Below are 16677 nucleotides of genomic sequence, written 5' to 3' on the forward strand. Positions count from 1 at the left end.
AATGAATTTTAAATATTAAATTTATTTTATAATTTGTATTTGTTTGTGGTCGATAAATCGACCCTACGGATTAATAATTGAACCCTCTGAATAACCCTAGATACTCAAATAACTTGTAGGGTCGGTTCACCGACCCTAAACCTTGAACCCCATACTCTTGGAACCTTCAAAACTGGAACCCAGCTCTTTTTCTATCTCTTCAAGAAAATCCTGATTTGTAAAGACACTTTCATCTCTTACAGCCACTTTATAGGCTGTGTTTTTGATGATAAGATTGATCTGACCGCCTGTGAGTTCATATTTGGCCAGCTCTGCCATATCGAAGCCCTCTTCATAGTCTGCATTTTCAGGGAGCATGAACTGCCAGAGTCTCAGGCGTTGTTTTTTACCCGGTTTCTTGAACTCTATCTTGTAGTTAAAGCGTCTGGAGAATGCTTTGTCTATATTGCCGAGCAGATTCGTCGTAGCGATGAGTATACCTTCGAATTTTTCTATCTGCTCCAAAAAGATATTTTGCATCTGGTTATGCATCTTGTCAGCAGAAGACCCTGTACCTTCAGATCTGGAACTCAAGAACTGGTCCGCTTCGTTAAGCAGTAAAATAGGCTCTACTTTTGCCTTTATACTCAACTCCTGAAAATCATCAAATATCTTTCTTACATTCTTCTCACTCTCTCCCACATACATAGATAGGATCTTGGAGCAGTCAAAAGAGAGGATAGGCTTTTTGAGTGTCTTTGCCAGGCTCATTGCTGTCATCGTTTTACCTGTCCCTGCTGCACCATAGAAAATAATACGTGCATCAATACCTTTACGCTTATCTTTGATCCCCCACTCTCTGAGTTTTTTAAAGACCTCTTTGTCAACCTGTTTGACAACATTGTTCAGTGTCTCTCTGGTTTTTGGATGAAGTACTACATCATCAAGTGTTGTTGTAGGTTTCAGATACTCAAAAAGCTCCTGTTCCTGTACAAGTGCATCTAACTTAAGCTTAGTCACTTTCTTCTTTTTCTTAGGATGAATAATGCGCTGCATCACTTCTTCTTGCAGGTAGAACGAACGGCTGACTCCTCCAAACATATTAAGTATCTCTTCGTAATCTATAATGTCTTCGGTAATAAGCTTTGCACCATCTTCAAGCAGGGCTCTGTTTTTTATCTTTTCATACTCATCAAAAGAGATGAGTTCTATAAGGGTATTCATATCTCTAAACTGACCTTCTCCTCCACTATACTCCTCTTTAAGCAATGCAAGGAAGATACGTTTTTCTTTCTCGTCAAGCTCTTTTTCTTTAAAGAACTCTTCAACCACAATAGGGGTCTCCGTCATTTTAACACGCTCTTCTATACGTGTTGTCAAAAGAGTCAACTTGTTTTTGAGTCGTCCAATGCTTAAAGAGTTGTCTGCAAAACCTTGTTTAAACGTGGCTATCTTATGCAAAAGCGCCACCATGTCAAACTGGTCCTGCAAGTACTCCAGGTGATCCGTATAAGGTTTGACTTCAGGAAGAAATATTTCCAAAGACCCTTCTTCAAGCAGACGTAAAAGAGAGATACTTGGTGTCACAGAGGTATTAAGAAGTTCAAGTTGAGATGTTTCATGTGCCTTGACCTGTCCAAAACTCATCTGGATGATCCAGCCCAGATCAAGCAGATTTTTAACCAGTTCCAGTTTTTTAAGGTACACATATCCCTCTTCCGGAAAGTTATCCTGCAGCATTTCCAGCACAGGCACCTCTTCAAGCCCTTTCACATAACGCTGACATACATACTGCACAAGTTGTGCTTCACCTTTCGTACATTTAAGGTGTTTATAGATCGATGTCTTACTCACATCTTTTGCTTCAATAAAATCAATAAGGTGTTTCAATCATTTTCCTAATTTTTATTTGAGTATAGCAAATCTTTGATATACTTTGAGTTATCAAAATATAAAAGATGGCTATGGCATTTCTAAAAAATCTATTTTATAAAACACATGGTACAACACTTACTGTCACCTCCAATAACGGATTTCATCTAAGGCCTGTTGCACAATTTGTCTCTGTAGCTAAAAAGTACCCTTGTAAAATCACAGCTTCTTTTGAAGGCACTACAGTAGATGCAAAAGGTGTTAACACTCTACTGGCTCTCTCATTAGAAAAAGGGAGCAGGTTTAAACTCACATGTCAAGGCAAACAAGCCAAGGAAGCACTAAAAGTTTTAAGACACACTTTTACTTCACTCATGCAAGAAGATAAAGAGATAAAAGCGATACAAAAAGAGCAAAGCCATTATAAGGGTGCGTTCATAGAAGGGGATATTATCTCTAGTGGTATTGCCATCGCTCCTGTCTATCACTACAAAGAGACAAGAGTGCAAAAAAAGAGTGAGCTTACTTTTGAAGAAGCAGTACATCAAAGTATAGATGAGCTTGAAATACTTTATACTACACAGGCACAAAACAGTGATGCAAACATTTACCTTGCCCAAAAGGAACTCTTAGCATCACTGAAAGCAAAGGCCTCTACTCTTCACGAGTTAGAAGTACTTATAGAAGATGCCTCCTCAGAACTTGCAGGAGGAAAACTGGAAGCAAAGATCAGTGACTATAAAGATATTCTGCAACGTGTGAAAAAACACTTGGGGTTGGAGGTGGAAGCACACTTTCCGGATAACCCTTTCATATTGTTGGCCAACGACCTGCTCCCAAGTCAAATAGAACAGTTGTCACAGACAGATGTTGCAGGGGTGATCCTCAAAGAGACTTCCATCAATTCCCATACTGCCATTCTCCTTCGTGGAGCCGGTATACCTTCACTCATTGCAGATACTTCTCTGTTTGATGCAGAAAGGTCTGTCATTCTGGATGCACACAGCAGTGTAGTTGTTACTGATCCTACCCGGGCAGATATGGGAAAAGCACGAAAGCGGTTGGTAGAAGATACTGAACAGAAAGCTTTAGCCTCAGAAAAACGCTTTAAACCTGCAGTAACACAAAAAGGCAGAGATATAAAGGTCATGGCAAATGTTACCGATATCGACTCTGTCAAAATATCCAAAGAGGAAGGTGCACAGGGTATAGGACTTCTGCGTACAGAATTCTTATTTAAAGAGGAGAAACCCTCTTTTGAGAGACAAACCAGAACCTATGAAGAGATATTTTCCCATTTTGACGACATTACCGTACGTACACTGGATGTAGGTGGGGATAAAGCGCTCCCCTACCTGAAACTTCCCAAAGAGAACAACCCCTTCCTCGGCATACGCGGCATACGCCTTTTTCAAAGCCACCCTGAGATCATGGCAGAACAGCTCCATGCCATTTTCGCAGCTGCCGGGAACAAAACGATCAAGATCATGTTCCCCATGGTAAGCAGTGTAGAAGAGTTCCATGAAGCAAAGACTTTTGCAAAAGAGCTCGCAAAAAAACATCAGCTGGATATTTCACAGATCCTCTTTGGTATTATGATAGAAGTACCTTCTGTACTTTTTTTAATAGAGTCATTCAATGAAGTAGTGGATTTTTACTCTATCGGTACCAATGATCTTGGACAATATCTTTTTGCCATTGAAAGAACCCATCCTACACTGAAGGTGGATGAAGCATCACCCGTACTTTTCAATGTCATTGACACTATTGTTAAAAAAGCAACAAAACCTGTGAGTATCTGCGGGGAGCTGGCGGCAAACAAAAAGGCTATAGCAACCTTAATAAACCTGGGCATAGAGACCTTAAGTGTCTCCCCTAAAAGCATTGCGCAAACCAAGGAGGAGATCAGACATGTTTAATCTGTTACAACGTATAGGTAAGGCACTTATGACCCCGATCGCAGTACTTCCTGTTGCTGCCTTACTGCTGCGCCTGGGATTTGGAGATATTTTTGATGGGCAGATAGCCCTTATCATGAAAAGTGCCGGAGATGCCATCTTTTCCAACCTTGACCTGCTTTTTGGTGTAGGTATCGCTTATGGACTTGCCAAGAACAATGATGGTGCTGCTGCACTCTCCGGAGCCATCGGCGTACTCATAGCAAAAGCTGTTTACATCAGTATTGACAAAGATGTCAATATGGGTGTCTTTGTGGGAATCATCATCGGGGTACTTGCAGGCACACTTTACAACCGTTTTCATGACATTAAACTTCCTGAATTCCTGGGCTTCTTTGGAGGCAAACGATTTGTGCCCATTATTACAGCGCTCTCTGCCATTGTTGTAGGGGTCTTGGCTGGCTACTTCTGGCACTATGCCCAGGGTACTATAGATGCCTTTTCCAATATGATCATAGGATTAAACGAAATAGGTACTTTCATCTATGGTACACTCAACCGTCTTCTCATCCCTCTTGGACTTCATCATATCCTCAACTCTGTCTTTTGGTTCCAGTTGGGTGAATATACTCACCTTAAAGACGGAGTAGAAGTGGTTGCCAATGGGGACCTGCATCGCTTCTTTGCGGGGGACAAAACAGCCGGAGTCTATATGTCCGGTTTTTATGTAGTCATGATGTTCGGGCTTCCTGCTATGGCATATGCCATTTATCTCAATACACCCAAAAACTACCGTAAAAAAGCAGGTGCTGTTTTAGTAGGTGTTGCATTCACTTCATTTTTAACAGGGATCACCGAACCTTTGGAGTTTCTCTTTCTTTTTGTCGCTCCATTGCTTTTTGTACTCCATGCTATTCTTACAGGCTTGGCTCTTTCTTTAGCCCAAATGCTGGATATTCATGCCGGTTTTGGCTTTTCGGCAGGCTTTATTGACTATGTGATCAACTATAAACTTGCTACGCATCCATTACGTATACTTCCTCTTGGTGTGTTTTTTGCCCTACTCTATTTTGTACTCAGTTACTATACCATCAAACTCTTCAAACTTAAGATACTGGAAACAGAGCTACAGGAGGATACTTCATCCGGTTCTACTTCCGATGAAGCACTGGTATTCATAGAAGCACTAGGAGGAGAGGAAAATATCCTCGATACTGATGCCTGTATTACAAGACTTCGTATGAGTGTAAAGGACAGTGCATCACTCAAAGATGAAGATTTTATGGTACTCGGAGCAAAAGGTGTCATCCGTCCCGATAAAAGATCGATCCAGATCATACTCGGTACAAAAGCAGAGAAGATAGCAGAAGGAATCAAAGAGGCATTAAAGAAGCATTAAAGTAATCAGCCCTCGGAACAACTTAACTCTTACACAAGCGGTTCCATCGTCATTCTCAAACTTTGTGGATTCCACAAAGTTTTATAGCCAGTTTGATATGTAATTTTTTACATTGTCTCAGGCTTAAGAATCCCTGTGTTACGCATGAAGATAATGTATATGCAAAAGTTAAATTACTTCTTTTTTGGTGACTTTAAAACAAAAAAGAATGCTACCAAAATTACTGCGTAAATAACATAATAATATATATTGTCACTCTGTGGCATCAGTTCACCTCCATAATAATATCACCGCTTTTAACGATCTTTAGTTTTTTTTCTATACTTTTCACATCACTTTCATCAGAGATGATAATAGGGGTGATAATGTCTTTGGCATGTTCACGGATATAGTCTAGATCTACACGGATGATCACATCTCCTGCTTTCACCTCATCACCCTCATTTGCCAATCGTTCAAAACCTTCTCCATTTAAATCTACTGTATCCAGACCTATATGCACCATCACTTCCATATCTTTCGGACTTTTGACACTATACGCGTGGTTTGTAGAAAATATTTTTGTGATAGTTCCATCTATAGGCGCTGTAAATACATTAGATACAGGAACAATAGCCACTCCATCCCCTACAAGTTTTTGTGAGAAGACTTCATCATTCACACTTTCAAGTGCTACGATCTCACCATCTGCCGGTGCTTTTACTTCTCTTGCTTTACGTTTTAAAAATCCGAACATTCAATCCCTTTTATACTTTACTTCACCTGCAACAATGGTTGATATAATACTGAAATTTTCATCAAAAATCACTATATCCGCATCATAGCCAATTTTAAGTTCACCCTTTTTCAACCCCAGTTTTTGTGCAGGTATTTTTGTCACCGCATTAACAGCTTCAACCTGCGTCATAGAAGTAGCCATCGTCATATTTTTAAGTGCTTCATTCAATTTTAGTACAGATCCTGCAAGTGTGCCATCTTCAAGAGTTGCCTTGTCTCCTTCTACCAATACGCTACGTCCACCCAGATCATACGTACCAGACTTCATACATCCTGCACGCATTGCATCTGTAATGAGTATCAGTTTTTCTCTCTTTATTTGATAAACAAGTTTCAGTATAGAGGGATGCGTATGCACAAGATCAGCAATGATATCACAAGTCACATCTGCATCAAAGACGGCTCCCACGATCCCCGGATTTCGATGATGACAAGGGTTCATCGCATTAAAAAGATGGGTCGCGTGGGAAATCCCCCAAGAAAAACTCTCTTTACTTTTTTCATAACTTGCATCACTGTGTCCGATACTTAAAATAATATGAGGGTATTGGGCTGATAAATACTTTACAAAAGATTCTGCTCCTTTAATTTCAGGAGCGAGTGTGATCATTTTCACTTCATTCATATACTCTTTTATCAATGCTATATCAGGTGTTTGTATATACGCTTTATCCTGAGCACCATGTTTAGAAGTATTAATAAAGGGGCCTTCAAGATGTACACCCAGAATCTCTGCACCGGTTACATCTTGACTGTGAAGTTGAATATTCTGTAAGGCCTTGTCAATACGCTCTTGTGACATGGTCATAGTCGTTGCCAGAAAAGAGGTGGTCCCTGTTTGAAGCAGCGCAGAAGAGATATTCTCTAATGCTTCCGGTGTTGCGTCCATGACATCTGCTCCTCCGGATCCATGGATATGCAGATCAATGAATCCTGCACTGACATAAGCACCGTGTGCGTCAATGATCTCTATATTCTCCTGTTGTATCTTATCGGTTATATGAACGATTTTTTTGTCAAACAGAATAGTTCTGCCCTCTACGATCTTATCTTCATAAAGGATCTTCGCATTCGTTATAGCTTTCATCATCTTACTTCCAATCCGTACTTATATGACTTCTCTTCTTCTGTATCACGAAAATATTCCTTCCTTTTATCCATGGTACCATTTCAGGATTAAAACCAAAAACAGCCTGTCTATAAATAATGATCGTTTTTTTAAACTTTTTCCTCTTTCAGTTTTTCTTTTAATACACGTTTGAGTACTTTGCCTGTAGCATTCTTTGGAAGCTCGTCGATAAAATGGATATACTTTGGTACTTTATAGTTGGCAAGATGTTCACGTAGATATTTTTTAAGTGCATGTTCATCAATACTCTCTCTATCTTCCTCCAGTTCAAGATAGGCTATAGGGACCTCTCCACTCTTATCATCGACGATTCCGATCACGGCTGAAGCTTTGATACCCTCAAAGATATCGATCGCCTCTTCAATTTCCCTGGGATAGATATTGATCCCTTTGGAAATAATAAGATCTTTTTTCCGATCTACGATGAATAAAAATCCTTCATCATCCATATATCCCATATCACCGGTAAGCAACCAGCCATTAACAATCGTTTCATCTGTTGCTTCCGGGCGACCGAGATACCCTTGCATTACATTATCACCTTTAACTATAATATCACCTATGGCTCCAAGAGGAAGTTCATTCATATCTTCATCCACGATCTTCATCTCGTAACCATACAATGCTGTTCCCACAGAACCTGCTTTCTGTTTTTTGAAGGTATTCATACATACAGCAGGGGAAGCTTCACTCAATCCATATCCTTCTAAAAGTGTTGCTCTTTTAAATTTCTTTGCCATCGCATCCAATGTTTTCGGCTGTAAAGCAGCAGCACCTGAAATAAAAGCACGAATTTTGTTGAACCACATAAAGTACCATGGCAATTTTGCTTTAGCTAAAGCATTATATACATCCGGGATCCCAAAGAAAAGTGTGACACGTTTTGTCAACACTTGTTTAAAAATATTTGAGAAAGGTTTGAGTGATTTTATAATGACAATACTCCCCCCGGCATAAAGCGGCAATATTACACCTATAGAAAAGGTAAAAGAGTGGAACATAGGTAAAAATACGATAGCTCTGTCTTTCGCTTTTACGTTAATAGTTCTTCTTCCGGAATCTGCATTTGAAAGTATATTTTTATTGCTTAACATGGCCCCTTTAGGTTTACCTGTAGTCCCTGAAGTATAGATAATGACTGCTGTCTCTTCAAGTCCTCTTTGTATATGTTCTGCAGTTATATCCGATTTGAACGCCTCTTCAAAGTAGTGATGTTGCTCACCTTCGACTAACACATCACCTTCCCACAAAATGAACTGACAAATTCTACTTGCTTTACTGCTGTTCACTACTTTGTCATGTATAGCAGATGCTACCAATACAGAACTGCCACTGTCTTCCAGAATATAACTGAGCTCTTCTTCTTTTAAAAAAGTGTTCACAGGAACTATAATGGCTCCCAGTTTGGAAGCAGCAAAAACCGGATAGATAAACTCTGGTGAATTTCGTAAAAAAAATGCGATTTTATCACCCTCTTTTACACCTTTTTCAGCTAAAAATCCAGCTAATTTATCTACCTTCTCTAAAACTTGACCATAGGTAATCTTCTCATCACCGACTAAAAGTGCAACTTTTGATTTACGCTTCTTAGCTTGAAAAGTGATGAGTTCATAAAAGTTGTTAAACTTATAATCCATATTAATACTCGTAAGAGACTCCTAGAGTTGTCAGGAAAGCTCCACCTTCGTGGAAACTCCCCCCATTTACAAGAACAGGATTAGGATTGACCCCCGGCGTTATAGATCGACTCTCTTTGCTGTCATACAGGAAAGCAGCTCCCCATGAAAGGTTCTCTGTCTGTTGATAACGGAATCCCATAGAGAAGATCGTGGCATCACTGTCAGGAAGTTCAAATCCAAGTGTCTCTTCCGGTACCGGTGTTTCATCGATCGCAAATCCCATCATCATAGTGATTTTATCCATTTTCATGGTTGCACCTACTCTAAACGTATTCGTATCTTTCCATTTTTTATCTGTTTCAGGTAAAGGAACCCCTTCAAATTTCAATGTTTCATATGCAGACCAGTAGGTTCTTTCATAATTAAATTCCAATGTGAATGTATTATTCCATGTTTTACTCACTGCAACATTTAAAGCTGCAGGAAGCGGTACAGATACACTTGCATCACCATCATATAAGATGCCATCACTGTCAGAAAGTGTTGCTGTACCTTCTTCATCAAGATCGATATTGGAACGATATGTCACGGCAAGATTAATATCTGAAGTTGGTTTATATGTCATAGCTAGATTGTAACCGAATTCAAAAGTATCTCCTTCCATATCTACCTTTGTTGCACCAAGAGCAAGTGCATCATTTTTAATAACACCCTCACTATAGATAAATCTCAGCCCTCCACCAATACTAAAATTATCTGCTACTTTGTATGAGATACTTGGATTAAGCTCCACAACTTTAAGCGTAAATTCTTCAGCAAATGCTTTTTGGTACAGTGTATCCCATTTTTTTGTCAGGCCACCCGGTGCAGTAAGACTCACACCCCATCTGAAATCACCTATAGGTTTAGAAACATAATGCATATTTGGTATCAATATATCTTCTGTGTTTGACTCTCCCGAATATGGGGGTATCAATGTATATACATTAGAAGGTAAGTGTGCCAGTGTTATACCGCCCTCTACATAACTTTTATCCGCATCCATAAATGCCATATTCGCAGGATTGTAATACGCGGTATCTGCCCCTGTGGTATGTGCCACATATGCTGCGCCCAGCGCCATAGAATTTAATGATTGTTCCGGGATTTTGTATCCCCCTGCCATCACCACAGAACTTGTTATTACACTAAGTACACAACTTTTGATTATTTTACTCATTTTACTTCCTTCTGTTTTAATTTTACTGTTCAATCAAAGCATATAATGCCCTAATCTCCTCCGCCCAAATCGACTCATCAATTGTTTCCAAGACAAGAGGTATGTCATCCATACGTGAGTCATTCATAATAAATCTAAAGGCATCCCAGCCTATCTCTCCCTGACCTAACGATGCATGTCTGTCTACGCGGGAACCCAGTTTTGGTTTAGAGTCATTAAGATGCATCCCCATCAAATACTTTGAACCTACAATACGTTCAAATATATCCATCGTTTCATCATAGGCTTCCCGTGTACGCAGGTCGTACCCTGCTGTAAATGTATGACAGGTATCCAGACAGACACCTACTCTGCTTTTATCTTCTATTTTATCAATGATATACCCAAGATGTTCAAACTTGTATCCAAGATTGGAGCCTTGGCCTGCTGTATTTTCTATGACAAGTTTTACATTTGAATCTTTTGTAGCATCTATAGCTCTATTCATAGACTCTGCAATCACATCCAAACAATGCAACTCTGCCTCCATCAATTTCTCATCATACTCCGGATCTTTTTTAGGGATCTTCACCAAGTGCGATCCTGGATGGAAATTCAGCTTGTCCAATCCCAGTAAATGACATCGTTCAAGCTCATCTATAAAAGCATCTCTGGATTTCTCCAGTTTTTCTGCTTCAGGATGTCCAAGGTTAATAAGATAAGAGTCATGAGGCAGGACATGTTCAGGAAGGATCCCTGCAATTTCAAGATTTTTACGGAAAGCATCAATGGTCTTACTTTCTAAAGGCTTAGCCGTCCATTGTCTCTGGTTCTTAGTAAAAAGTGCAAAAGCTTTGGCTCCTATGGCCATAGCATTCAATGGTGCATTATCAACCCCTCCGCTTGCACTTACATGTGCACCGACAAACTTCATTTACTCTATCCTCTTCACTTTGATTAATATATCGTTGATTGTATCACGGAATATAATTTGCTTATTTAAAACACTGTAATCTATGCTATATTTATCTGAATTTATTATTTTTTGTGTAAAGCCGTTACGATTTTTTTCCAATCCTTTACCCTTAAAGATAGGATTGCCTCTGAAAATTTCTTCAAGAATATCATGTGAGTACATAGGACTTAATACTTTTTTATTGAATTCTTCTTTACCCATACATGCTAAAAAACTCATACAGATTTTCTCTTGTGAAATTATCAACGTCATCAAGGCCTGTCCGCTTCCATAGATCTCTACTTTTACTTCATCACTGTTCTCATATACAAATCCCATATCCGCATATTGGAAAGTAGGTGTTTTAAAAACGATCAAAGCACTGTTCTGCTCAATATATTGTTTTTCACTGCAGGCATTTAGAAAGAACAATCCTGCAAATACCAGTATCATACGTTTAATTTTCAAAAAAATCTCCTTATTTTTACTCAATCAGATACCATTTAAGAGTTTTTTAAGCTAGCTACTTATATAATGCCGTCCACAAGTTGTAAATGGCCCCTTCGTCTAGCGGTTAGGATCCATGGTTTTCATCCATGTTACAGGAGTTCGAGTCTCCTAGGGGTCACCATTTTAACTTGTTTTATCTTTTACCTGTCTTTAGGTAATTTCGGTTGGCCCCTTCGTCTAGCGGTTAGGATCCATGGTTTTCATCCATGTTACAGGAGTTCGAGTCTCCTAGGGGTCACCAACCTTATTTTATCTCTCTTATATACTTATAAACTTTTCTAATCGCCCATTCAAATCATAAGTGCAATTCACCTCTAATTTACGCAGCTAATTCCTTAGTAAACTCTTCAAAAAATACTTCATAGGGCGTTCTGTAGTTCAGTACTTTTCTTGGTCGATGGTTTAGCTTCTCTTGTATGATAATCACATCTTCCTTAGATATTTGTGTGAAGTCTGTCTTCTTCGGCAGATATTGTCTGATCAATCCATTGGTATGTTCGTTCAATCCTCTCTCCCAGGAGTGATACGGATTAGCGAAGTAGAAGTCTGTATCCAGTATCTGTGAGACCTGCTTGTGATAAGCGAATTCCTTTCCGTTGTCACTAGTAATAGTCTTGATCACCTGTTTGATAGGTTCGAGCATTTCAATCAGTGCAGTAGTGACAATCTCTGCATGTTTGGAAGGTACTTTTTTGATCAGAGTAAATTTGGACTTTCTATCTACAGCTGTTACCAATGCTCCAATATGATCCTTACCAATAACTGTATCGATCTCTAAATCCCCTATACGTTTTTTCTTCTCTACAATCTTAGGGCGTGTATTGATCATCTTTCTGTCAATGATCGTTCCTCTGCGTTGATAGTCATTACATCGTTTATGGTACTTCTTGTTCTTGTGTCTGAGATACTTATAGAGTCTGCCTTTACTGGCTTTGTTTCGATAAATGAACTGATAGATCGTCTCATGTGAGATACTTCCGATATTATCACGTTTCATTCTGCCTGCAATCTGCTCCGGGGACCATCCAGCTTTGAGCTTCTCTCTAATGTAGCTCTCTAGCTGAGGAGTGATAACAGTATATTTTGGTTTGGATCTATGTCGATATTCCGTATTGAAGTGAGCAGTGGTGTATTGATATTTATCTGCATGTGTATCCCAATTTCTTTTGATTTCTCTACTGATTGTTGAGGGATGAACACCTAACTCTTCTGCTATCTCTTTTTGGGTATAACCTCTTTCTAAAAAAAGAGAAATATGGTATCTTTCCGTGAGGGTTAATTGTTTATACTTCATAGTGCATTTCCTGTTTTTGTGGTGAAAAAAGGATAACCTATGATCGATTAACCCTCTCTTTCAAAACTATCTCTCAGAAATTGCACTTATCCCTTGAATTGGCGAATTATTTGATATAATATTTCTATTATTGATTTCAAATCGGGAAGAATGATGAGCAAACCCTTTATAGAATTACCGGAACTTACACTTAAAGCACTCTATGACCATAGTATTTCAAACTATCCAAACAGGCCTGCAGTACAATTCGTAAATGGATCAGGAATGAGCTATAAGGCATTATCAAATACAGTAGAACATATACAGGATATCCTTAAAGAACATGGCATTCAAAAGGGTGATAAAGTAGCACTCTATAGTGAAAATATGCCGAACTGGTCCGCTGTCTATCTGGCTGTTACTACGATGGGGGCAGTGATCGTCCCGATTCTACCGGACTTTCATACCTCTGAAGCGATTCATATTGCTATTCATGCAGAATGCAAAGCCGCATTTATTTCCCAAAAACTTTTTGAAACGATCCTGGATGAAACACAACCACCAATAATGAATCTGCTTGTGATAACGGATACAATAGTAGTTCTGGAGAAGCTTTCAAAAAAGGTCAAAACTGCAAATATGCTCCAGAAAAGCAGTCAAAAATTATCTGAAACAGTAGATAGATTCAAAAAAGATCAAAGCAAAAGCAGGGAGAAAGTAAAAATACTCGAAGAGGACTTGGCAGCAATCATCTATACCTCAGGAACAACTGGAAGCTCAAAAGGTGTGATGCTCTCACATAAAAACCTGACATTTGATGTCACGGCATCACAAAAAGTTGTAGATATCTATCCTGAAGACAAATTTTTGTCTATTCTGCCTTTGGCACATACTTATGAATGTACAGTCGGTATGCTTATCCCTCTTTTTAATGGTGCATCGATACACTATATACAAAAGCCTCCTACACCAACTATACTGATCAAAGCCATAGCATCCGTAAAACCTGATTTTATGCTAAGCGTACCTCTTGTCATAGAAAAAATATACAAAAATAAAATTGTTCCGAATTTTCAAAAGAATTTCTTCATAAAATTACTCTATGCTGTTCCTTTTATCAGAAAAAAGCTAAATCGTATTGCCGGGAAAAAACTTATAGAGACATTTGGGGGGAAAATACGATTTTTTGGTATTGGCGGGGCAGCACTCTCTCCAACTGTAGAAAAGTTCCTCAGAGAAGCAAAATTCCCTTACTGTATAGGGTACGGCCTTACTGAGACGGCACCGTTTCTTGCCGGAACAAATCCAGAACATACCAAATATAAAGCCATAGGCCCCGTCATTCCAGGAACCAAACTGGAACTGCGAGACCAGGATAAAAATGGTGTTGGGACACTATGGGCAAAAGGTCCGAATATTATGATGGGCTATTATAAAGATCCGGAAAAAACAGCTCAGGTAATGGATGAAGACGGCTGGTTCAATACGGAAGATATAGGATATATGGATGAAGACGGCTACTTCTTTATGAGCGGCAGAGCCAAGAACATCATTGTCGGTCCCAGTGGAGAGAACATCTATCCCGAACAGATAGAAGCTGTACTGAATGCCCATGATCTGGTATCGGATTCTCTGGTCTTTAATGACAATCACATACTGATCGCCCGTATATATCTTGATTATGACAAACTCGATGAACTATTTGGTATAAGTAAAAGCTCTGAAACAGAAATACATGTAAAGGTAAGAAAACTGCTTGAAGAGATACGGACAGAAACCAATTCAAAAGTATCATCATTTTCAAAGATCCATAAAATGATCGAACAAAAAGAGGATTTTATAAAAACCCCGACCAAAAAAATAAAACGGTATCTGTATACAGAATAGACTGTTGATTCTCAAAAAAGATAGCTGTTATAGTATATAATTATAAAGAATTTTCAAATTGTAGATTGGTGGAGCATAACGGGATCGAACCGATGACCTCTTCGCTGCCAGCGAAGCGCTCTCCCAGCTGAGCTAATGCCCCAAATATAGAATATAGAAAAAGATTTTACCAAAAGGTAGGTTAAACCTACCTCAGATATTTATGAACGTTCTGTTATTTCAAGAAGATGATAACCGAATTGTGTTTTTACAGGACCGTGAACTACACCTACTTCATCATTGAAGACCACTTTATCGAACTCAGGTACCATTTGTCCCTGACCGAATGTTCCCAGCTCTCCGCCTCTTACACCTGACGGACAGGTTGAGTGATCTCTTGCTGCTTCTTCAAACGAAACCTCACCCGAGTTTATTTTCTCTTTAAGTTCTTTACAGAACGCTTCATCATTTACCAATATATGTCTTGCACTTGCTGTTGCCATTATGTTTTCCTTTAAATGTTTTTCTCATTGTGTTTCGAATTACCAGTTTGTATCATATGCTACTAATTCTCCTCGTTTCAGTCTTGGAATTATATCTGTTTTTATTTTACGTATCAAAAAACTTTTTTTATCAAACGGTATACTTCTGTCTGCAACGATATTTTTAAGTTTGATATCATAATGTTTTATCAGAAAATTACGCAATACATTCTGCAGTTCTTTTTCATTCATCACCTGTAAACTTTCATCTACTGCCAGTCCCATAAGATGGGGATGTTCTCTCTCTCCATTGATCAGTGCAGAAAAAAGCGCTGCATAGCCGCCGAACATATCGACATCTATAACATCAAGGACACTGTCTATGAGATCCGGCTTTTCCAGCAGTGTTTTAAGAATGCTTAATTGTGCCACATCATCTCTTTTCTGGCTAAAACTCTCTTTTGCTCTTCGGGGTTGTGTCTGGCCCCCAAAAAGTGCAGGAGATACTCCCAAAAGTGTAGCTGCCATAGGAATATAAGCCTCTTTGATGATCTGACTTAACCCTTCCAGGAACTGTTTTGCTACACCAAATGCTGCCTCTTTTGCACGGGGATCATTCAAATCGTAGACACCAATGATCTGCTCCAGGGCAAAAGGGATCAGCGGTTTTGCTTCCCGAAGCAGTTTTGCTACAGTCTTACTTTCTCCTTTGGCTATGAGGTCCGCAGGATCCTGTCCGTCAGGGAAAAGGACAACACCGCCGTCAAAACCTGCAACACTCAACATCTGTGAGGCTTTAAGTGCTGCAGCCACTCCTGCCTTGTCTCCGTCATATGCCAAGATGATCTTGGGGTCTCCCTTTCTAAGAAGAGGCAGATGTTCAGAGGTCAAAGCCGTTCCAAGTGTAGCAACAGCTTCTGTAAATCCTGCCTGATGGAACATCACGACATCAAGGTAGCCCTCACAGACAATAAGCTTCTTGTTTTTATAAATACTCTCTTTGGCAAGATCATACCCGTAAAGCAGACGTGACTTGTTAAACAGTTTTGTCTGAGGTGAATTGATATATTTGGCAGGATGATTGGTGATGGTACGTCCTCCAAATCCTACTGCCGCCCCGCTGTTGGAGAAGATAGGAAAGGTAATACGCTCTACCAGACGTGCATAGAACTCTCCCCTCTCCCCTTTGGCGATGATCCCGGCATCCATTGCTTTGGGCAAAGGTAAAAGTGCCGCATTTAAAAACTGTATGACCGATGCACCGTCAGGTACGTACCCTATACCGAACTGCTCGATGGAACGGACACTGACACCTCTGTCCAGGAGATACTTTTTAGCTGTTTGGTTCTGATCAAGGTTTTTTACATACCATTTCTGTATGGCTTCAAGCACACGCTTTGCATCACTGTAGTCACTGCTGCCTTTCGTATAATTCAAAGAGAAATTATACATAGAAGCAAGTTTTTCTATGGCTTCAGGATAGGTAAGTTTTTCAAGTTCCATGACGAACTTAATACTGTCACCCCCCACACCGCAGCCAAAACAGTGGTATATCTGCTTACTAGGGCTTACTACAAAAGAAGGGGTCTTCTCTCCATGGAACGGGCAGTTCGCTTTATAGTTCGCGCCTGCTTTGCGCAATTCTATGAAGTTACCTATTACATCTACAATATCAATGCTGTTTTTTAGAGATTCTATCGAGGCGTTATCTATCATTTCA

General features: G+C 39.5%; 13 protein-coding genes and 3 tRNA genes. 5 read left to right on the forward strand and 11 right to left on the reverse strand.

Translation table 11 applies throughout. From position 1 onward, the window contains the following. Window positions 1–135: 135 nt before the first annotated feature. Window positions 136–1869, reverse strand: a complete 1734-nt coding sequence (locus ACZ48W_RS05420; protein WP_464830351.1) for an ATP-binding protein — start codon at window positions 1867–1869, stop codon at window positions 136–138. A gap of 74 nt (window positions 1870–1943) precedes the next feature. Between ACZ48W_RS05420 and ACZ48W_RS05425 the strand changes: the two genes are divergently transcribed. Continuing rightward, window positions 1944–3770: an HPr family phosphocarrier protein gene (locus ACZ48W_RS05425; protein WP_464830352.1), complete on the forward strand. Its 1827-nt coding sequence runs from the start codon at window positions 1944–1946 to the stop codon at window positions 3768–3770. Then, entirely contained in the window at window positions 3763–5148 is a 1386-nt protein-coding gene (locus ACZ48W_RS05430; protein ID WP_464830353.1) for a PTS transporter subunit EIIC, read from the forward strand. The genes ACZ48W_RS05425 and ACZ48W_RS05430 overlap by 8 nt, the downstream gene beginning before the upstream one ends. Window positions 5149–5413: 265 nt before the next feature. On the opposite strand, the gene ACZ48W_RS05435 is transcribed toward ACZ48W_RS05430, so the two are convergent. From ACZ48W_RS05435 to ACZ48W_RS05460, 6 genes are all read right to left on the reverse strand, one after another. Then, window positions 5414–5884, reverse strand: a complete 471-nt coding sequence (locus tag ACZ48W_RS05435; protein WP_464830354.1) for a PTS sugar transporter subunit IIA — start codon at window positions 5882–5884, stop codon at window positions 5414–5416. Next, entirely contained in the window at window positions 5885–7015 is a 1131-nt protein-coding gene (gene nagA, locus ACZ48W_RS05440) for an N-acetylglucosamine-6-phosphate deacetylase (RefSeq protein WP_464830355.1), read from the reverse strand. It abuts the gene before it with no gap. Between the two features lie 128 nt (window positions 7016–7143). Continuing rightward, on the reverse strand, window positions 7144–8691 hold the full coding sequence (locus ACZ48W_RS05445; RefSeq protein ID WP_464830356.1) for a long-chain-fatty-acid--CoA ligase: 1548 nt from the start codon (window positions 8689–8691) through the stop codon (window positions 7144–7146). A 1-nt stretch (window position 8692) separates the two neighbouring features. Then, window positions 8693–9892, reverse strand: a complete 1200-nt coding sequence (locus ACZ48W_RS05450; protein ID WP_464830357.1) for an OmpP1/FadL family transporter — start codon at window positions 9890–9892, stop codon at window positions 8693–8695. Between the two features lie 22 nt (window positions 9893–9914). Further along, window positions 9915–10805 carry a deoxyribonuclease IV gene (gene nfo, locus ACZ48W_RS05455; protein ID WP_464830359.1) on the reverse strand — a complete coding sequence of 297 codons (891 nt, stop codon included), beginning with the start codon at window positions 10803–10805 and terminating at the stop codon, window positions 9915–9917. Further along, entirely contained in the window at window positions 10806–11294 is a 489-nt protein-coding gene (locus ACZ48W_RS05460) for a hypothetical protein (RefSeq protein WP_464830360.1), read from the reverse strand. It abuts the gene before it with no gap. Between the two features lie 88 nt (window positions 11295–11382). On the opposite strand from ACZ48W_RS05460, the gene ACZ48W_RS05465 reads away from it, so the two are divergent. Together ACZ48W_RS05465 and ACZ48W_RS05470 are read left to right on the forward strand one after the other, a co-directional pair. Next, window positions 11383–11457, forward strand: a tRNA-Glu gene (locus ACZ48W_RS05465). A gap of 45 nt (window positions 11458–11502) precedes the next feature. Next, window positions 11503–11577 (forward strand) — tRNA-Glu (locus tag ACZ48W_RS05470). A gap of 78 nt (window positions 11578–11655) precedes the next feature. Here the strand turns inward: ACZ48W_RS05470 and ACZ48W_RS05475 are convergent. Further along, window positions 11656–12630, reverse strand: a complete 975-nt coding sequence (locus ACZ48W_RS05475; protein WP_464827468.1) for an IS30 family transposase — start codon at window positions 12628–12630, stop codon at window positions 11656–11658. Between the two features lie 150 nt (window positions 12631–12780). Here ACZ48W_RS05475 and ACZ48W_RS05480 point away from each other — a divergent pair, with 150 nt between their 5' ends. Next, complete coding sequence (locus ACZ48W_RS05480; protein WP_464830361.1) at window positions 12781–14496, forward strand: AMP-binding protein; 1716 nt, start codon at window positions 12781–12783, stop codon at window positions 14494–14496. Window positions 14497–14562: 66 nt separating this feature from the next. On the opposite strand, the gene ACZ48W_RS05485 is transcribed toward ACZ48W_RS05480, so the two are convergent. From ACZ48W_RS05485 to dnaG, 3 genes are all read right to left on the reverse strand, one after another. Next, a tRNA-Ala gene (locus ACZ48W_RS05485) sits at window positions 14563–14638 on the reverse strand. A 58-nt stretch (window positions 14639–14696) separates the two neighbouring features. Continuing rightward, a complete protein-coding gene (locus ACZ48W_RS05490) occupies window positions 14697–14978 on the reverse strand; it encodes a peptidylprolyl isomerase (RefSeq protein WP_464830362.1) in 282 nt (93 codons plus the stop codon). 39 nt (window positions 14979–15017) lie between these two features. After that, window positions 15018–16673, reverse strand: coding sequence for a DNA primase (dnaG, locus tag ACZ48W_RS05495; RefSeq protein ID WP_464830363.1), 1656 nt, complete (start codon window positions 16671–16673; stop codon window positions 15018–15020). Between the last annotated feature and the right edge of the window lie 4 nt (window positions 16674–16677).

Source organism: Sulfurovum aggregans (assembly GCF_055385215.1).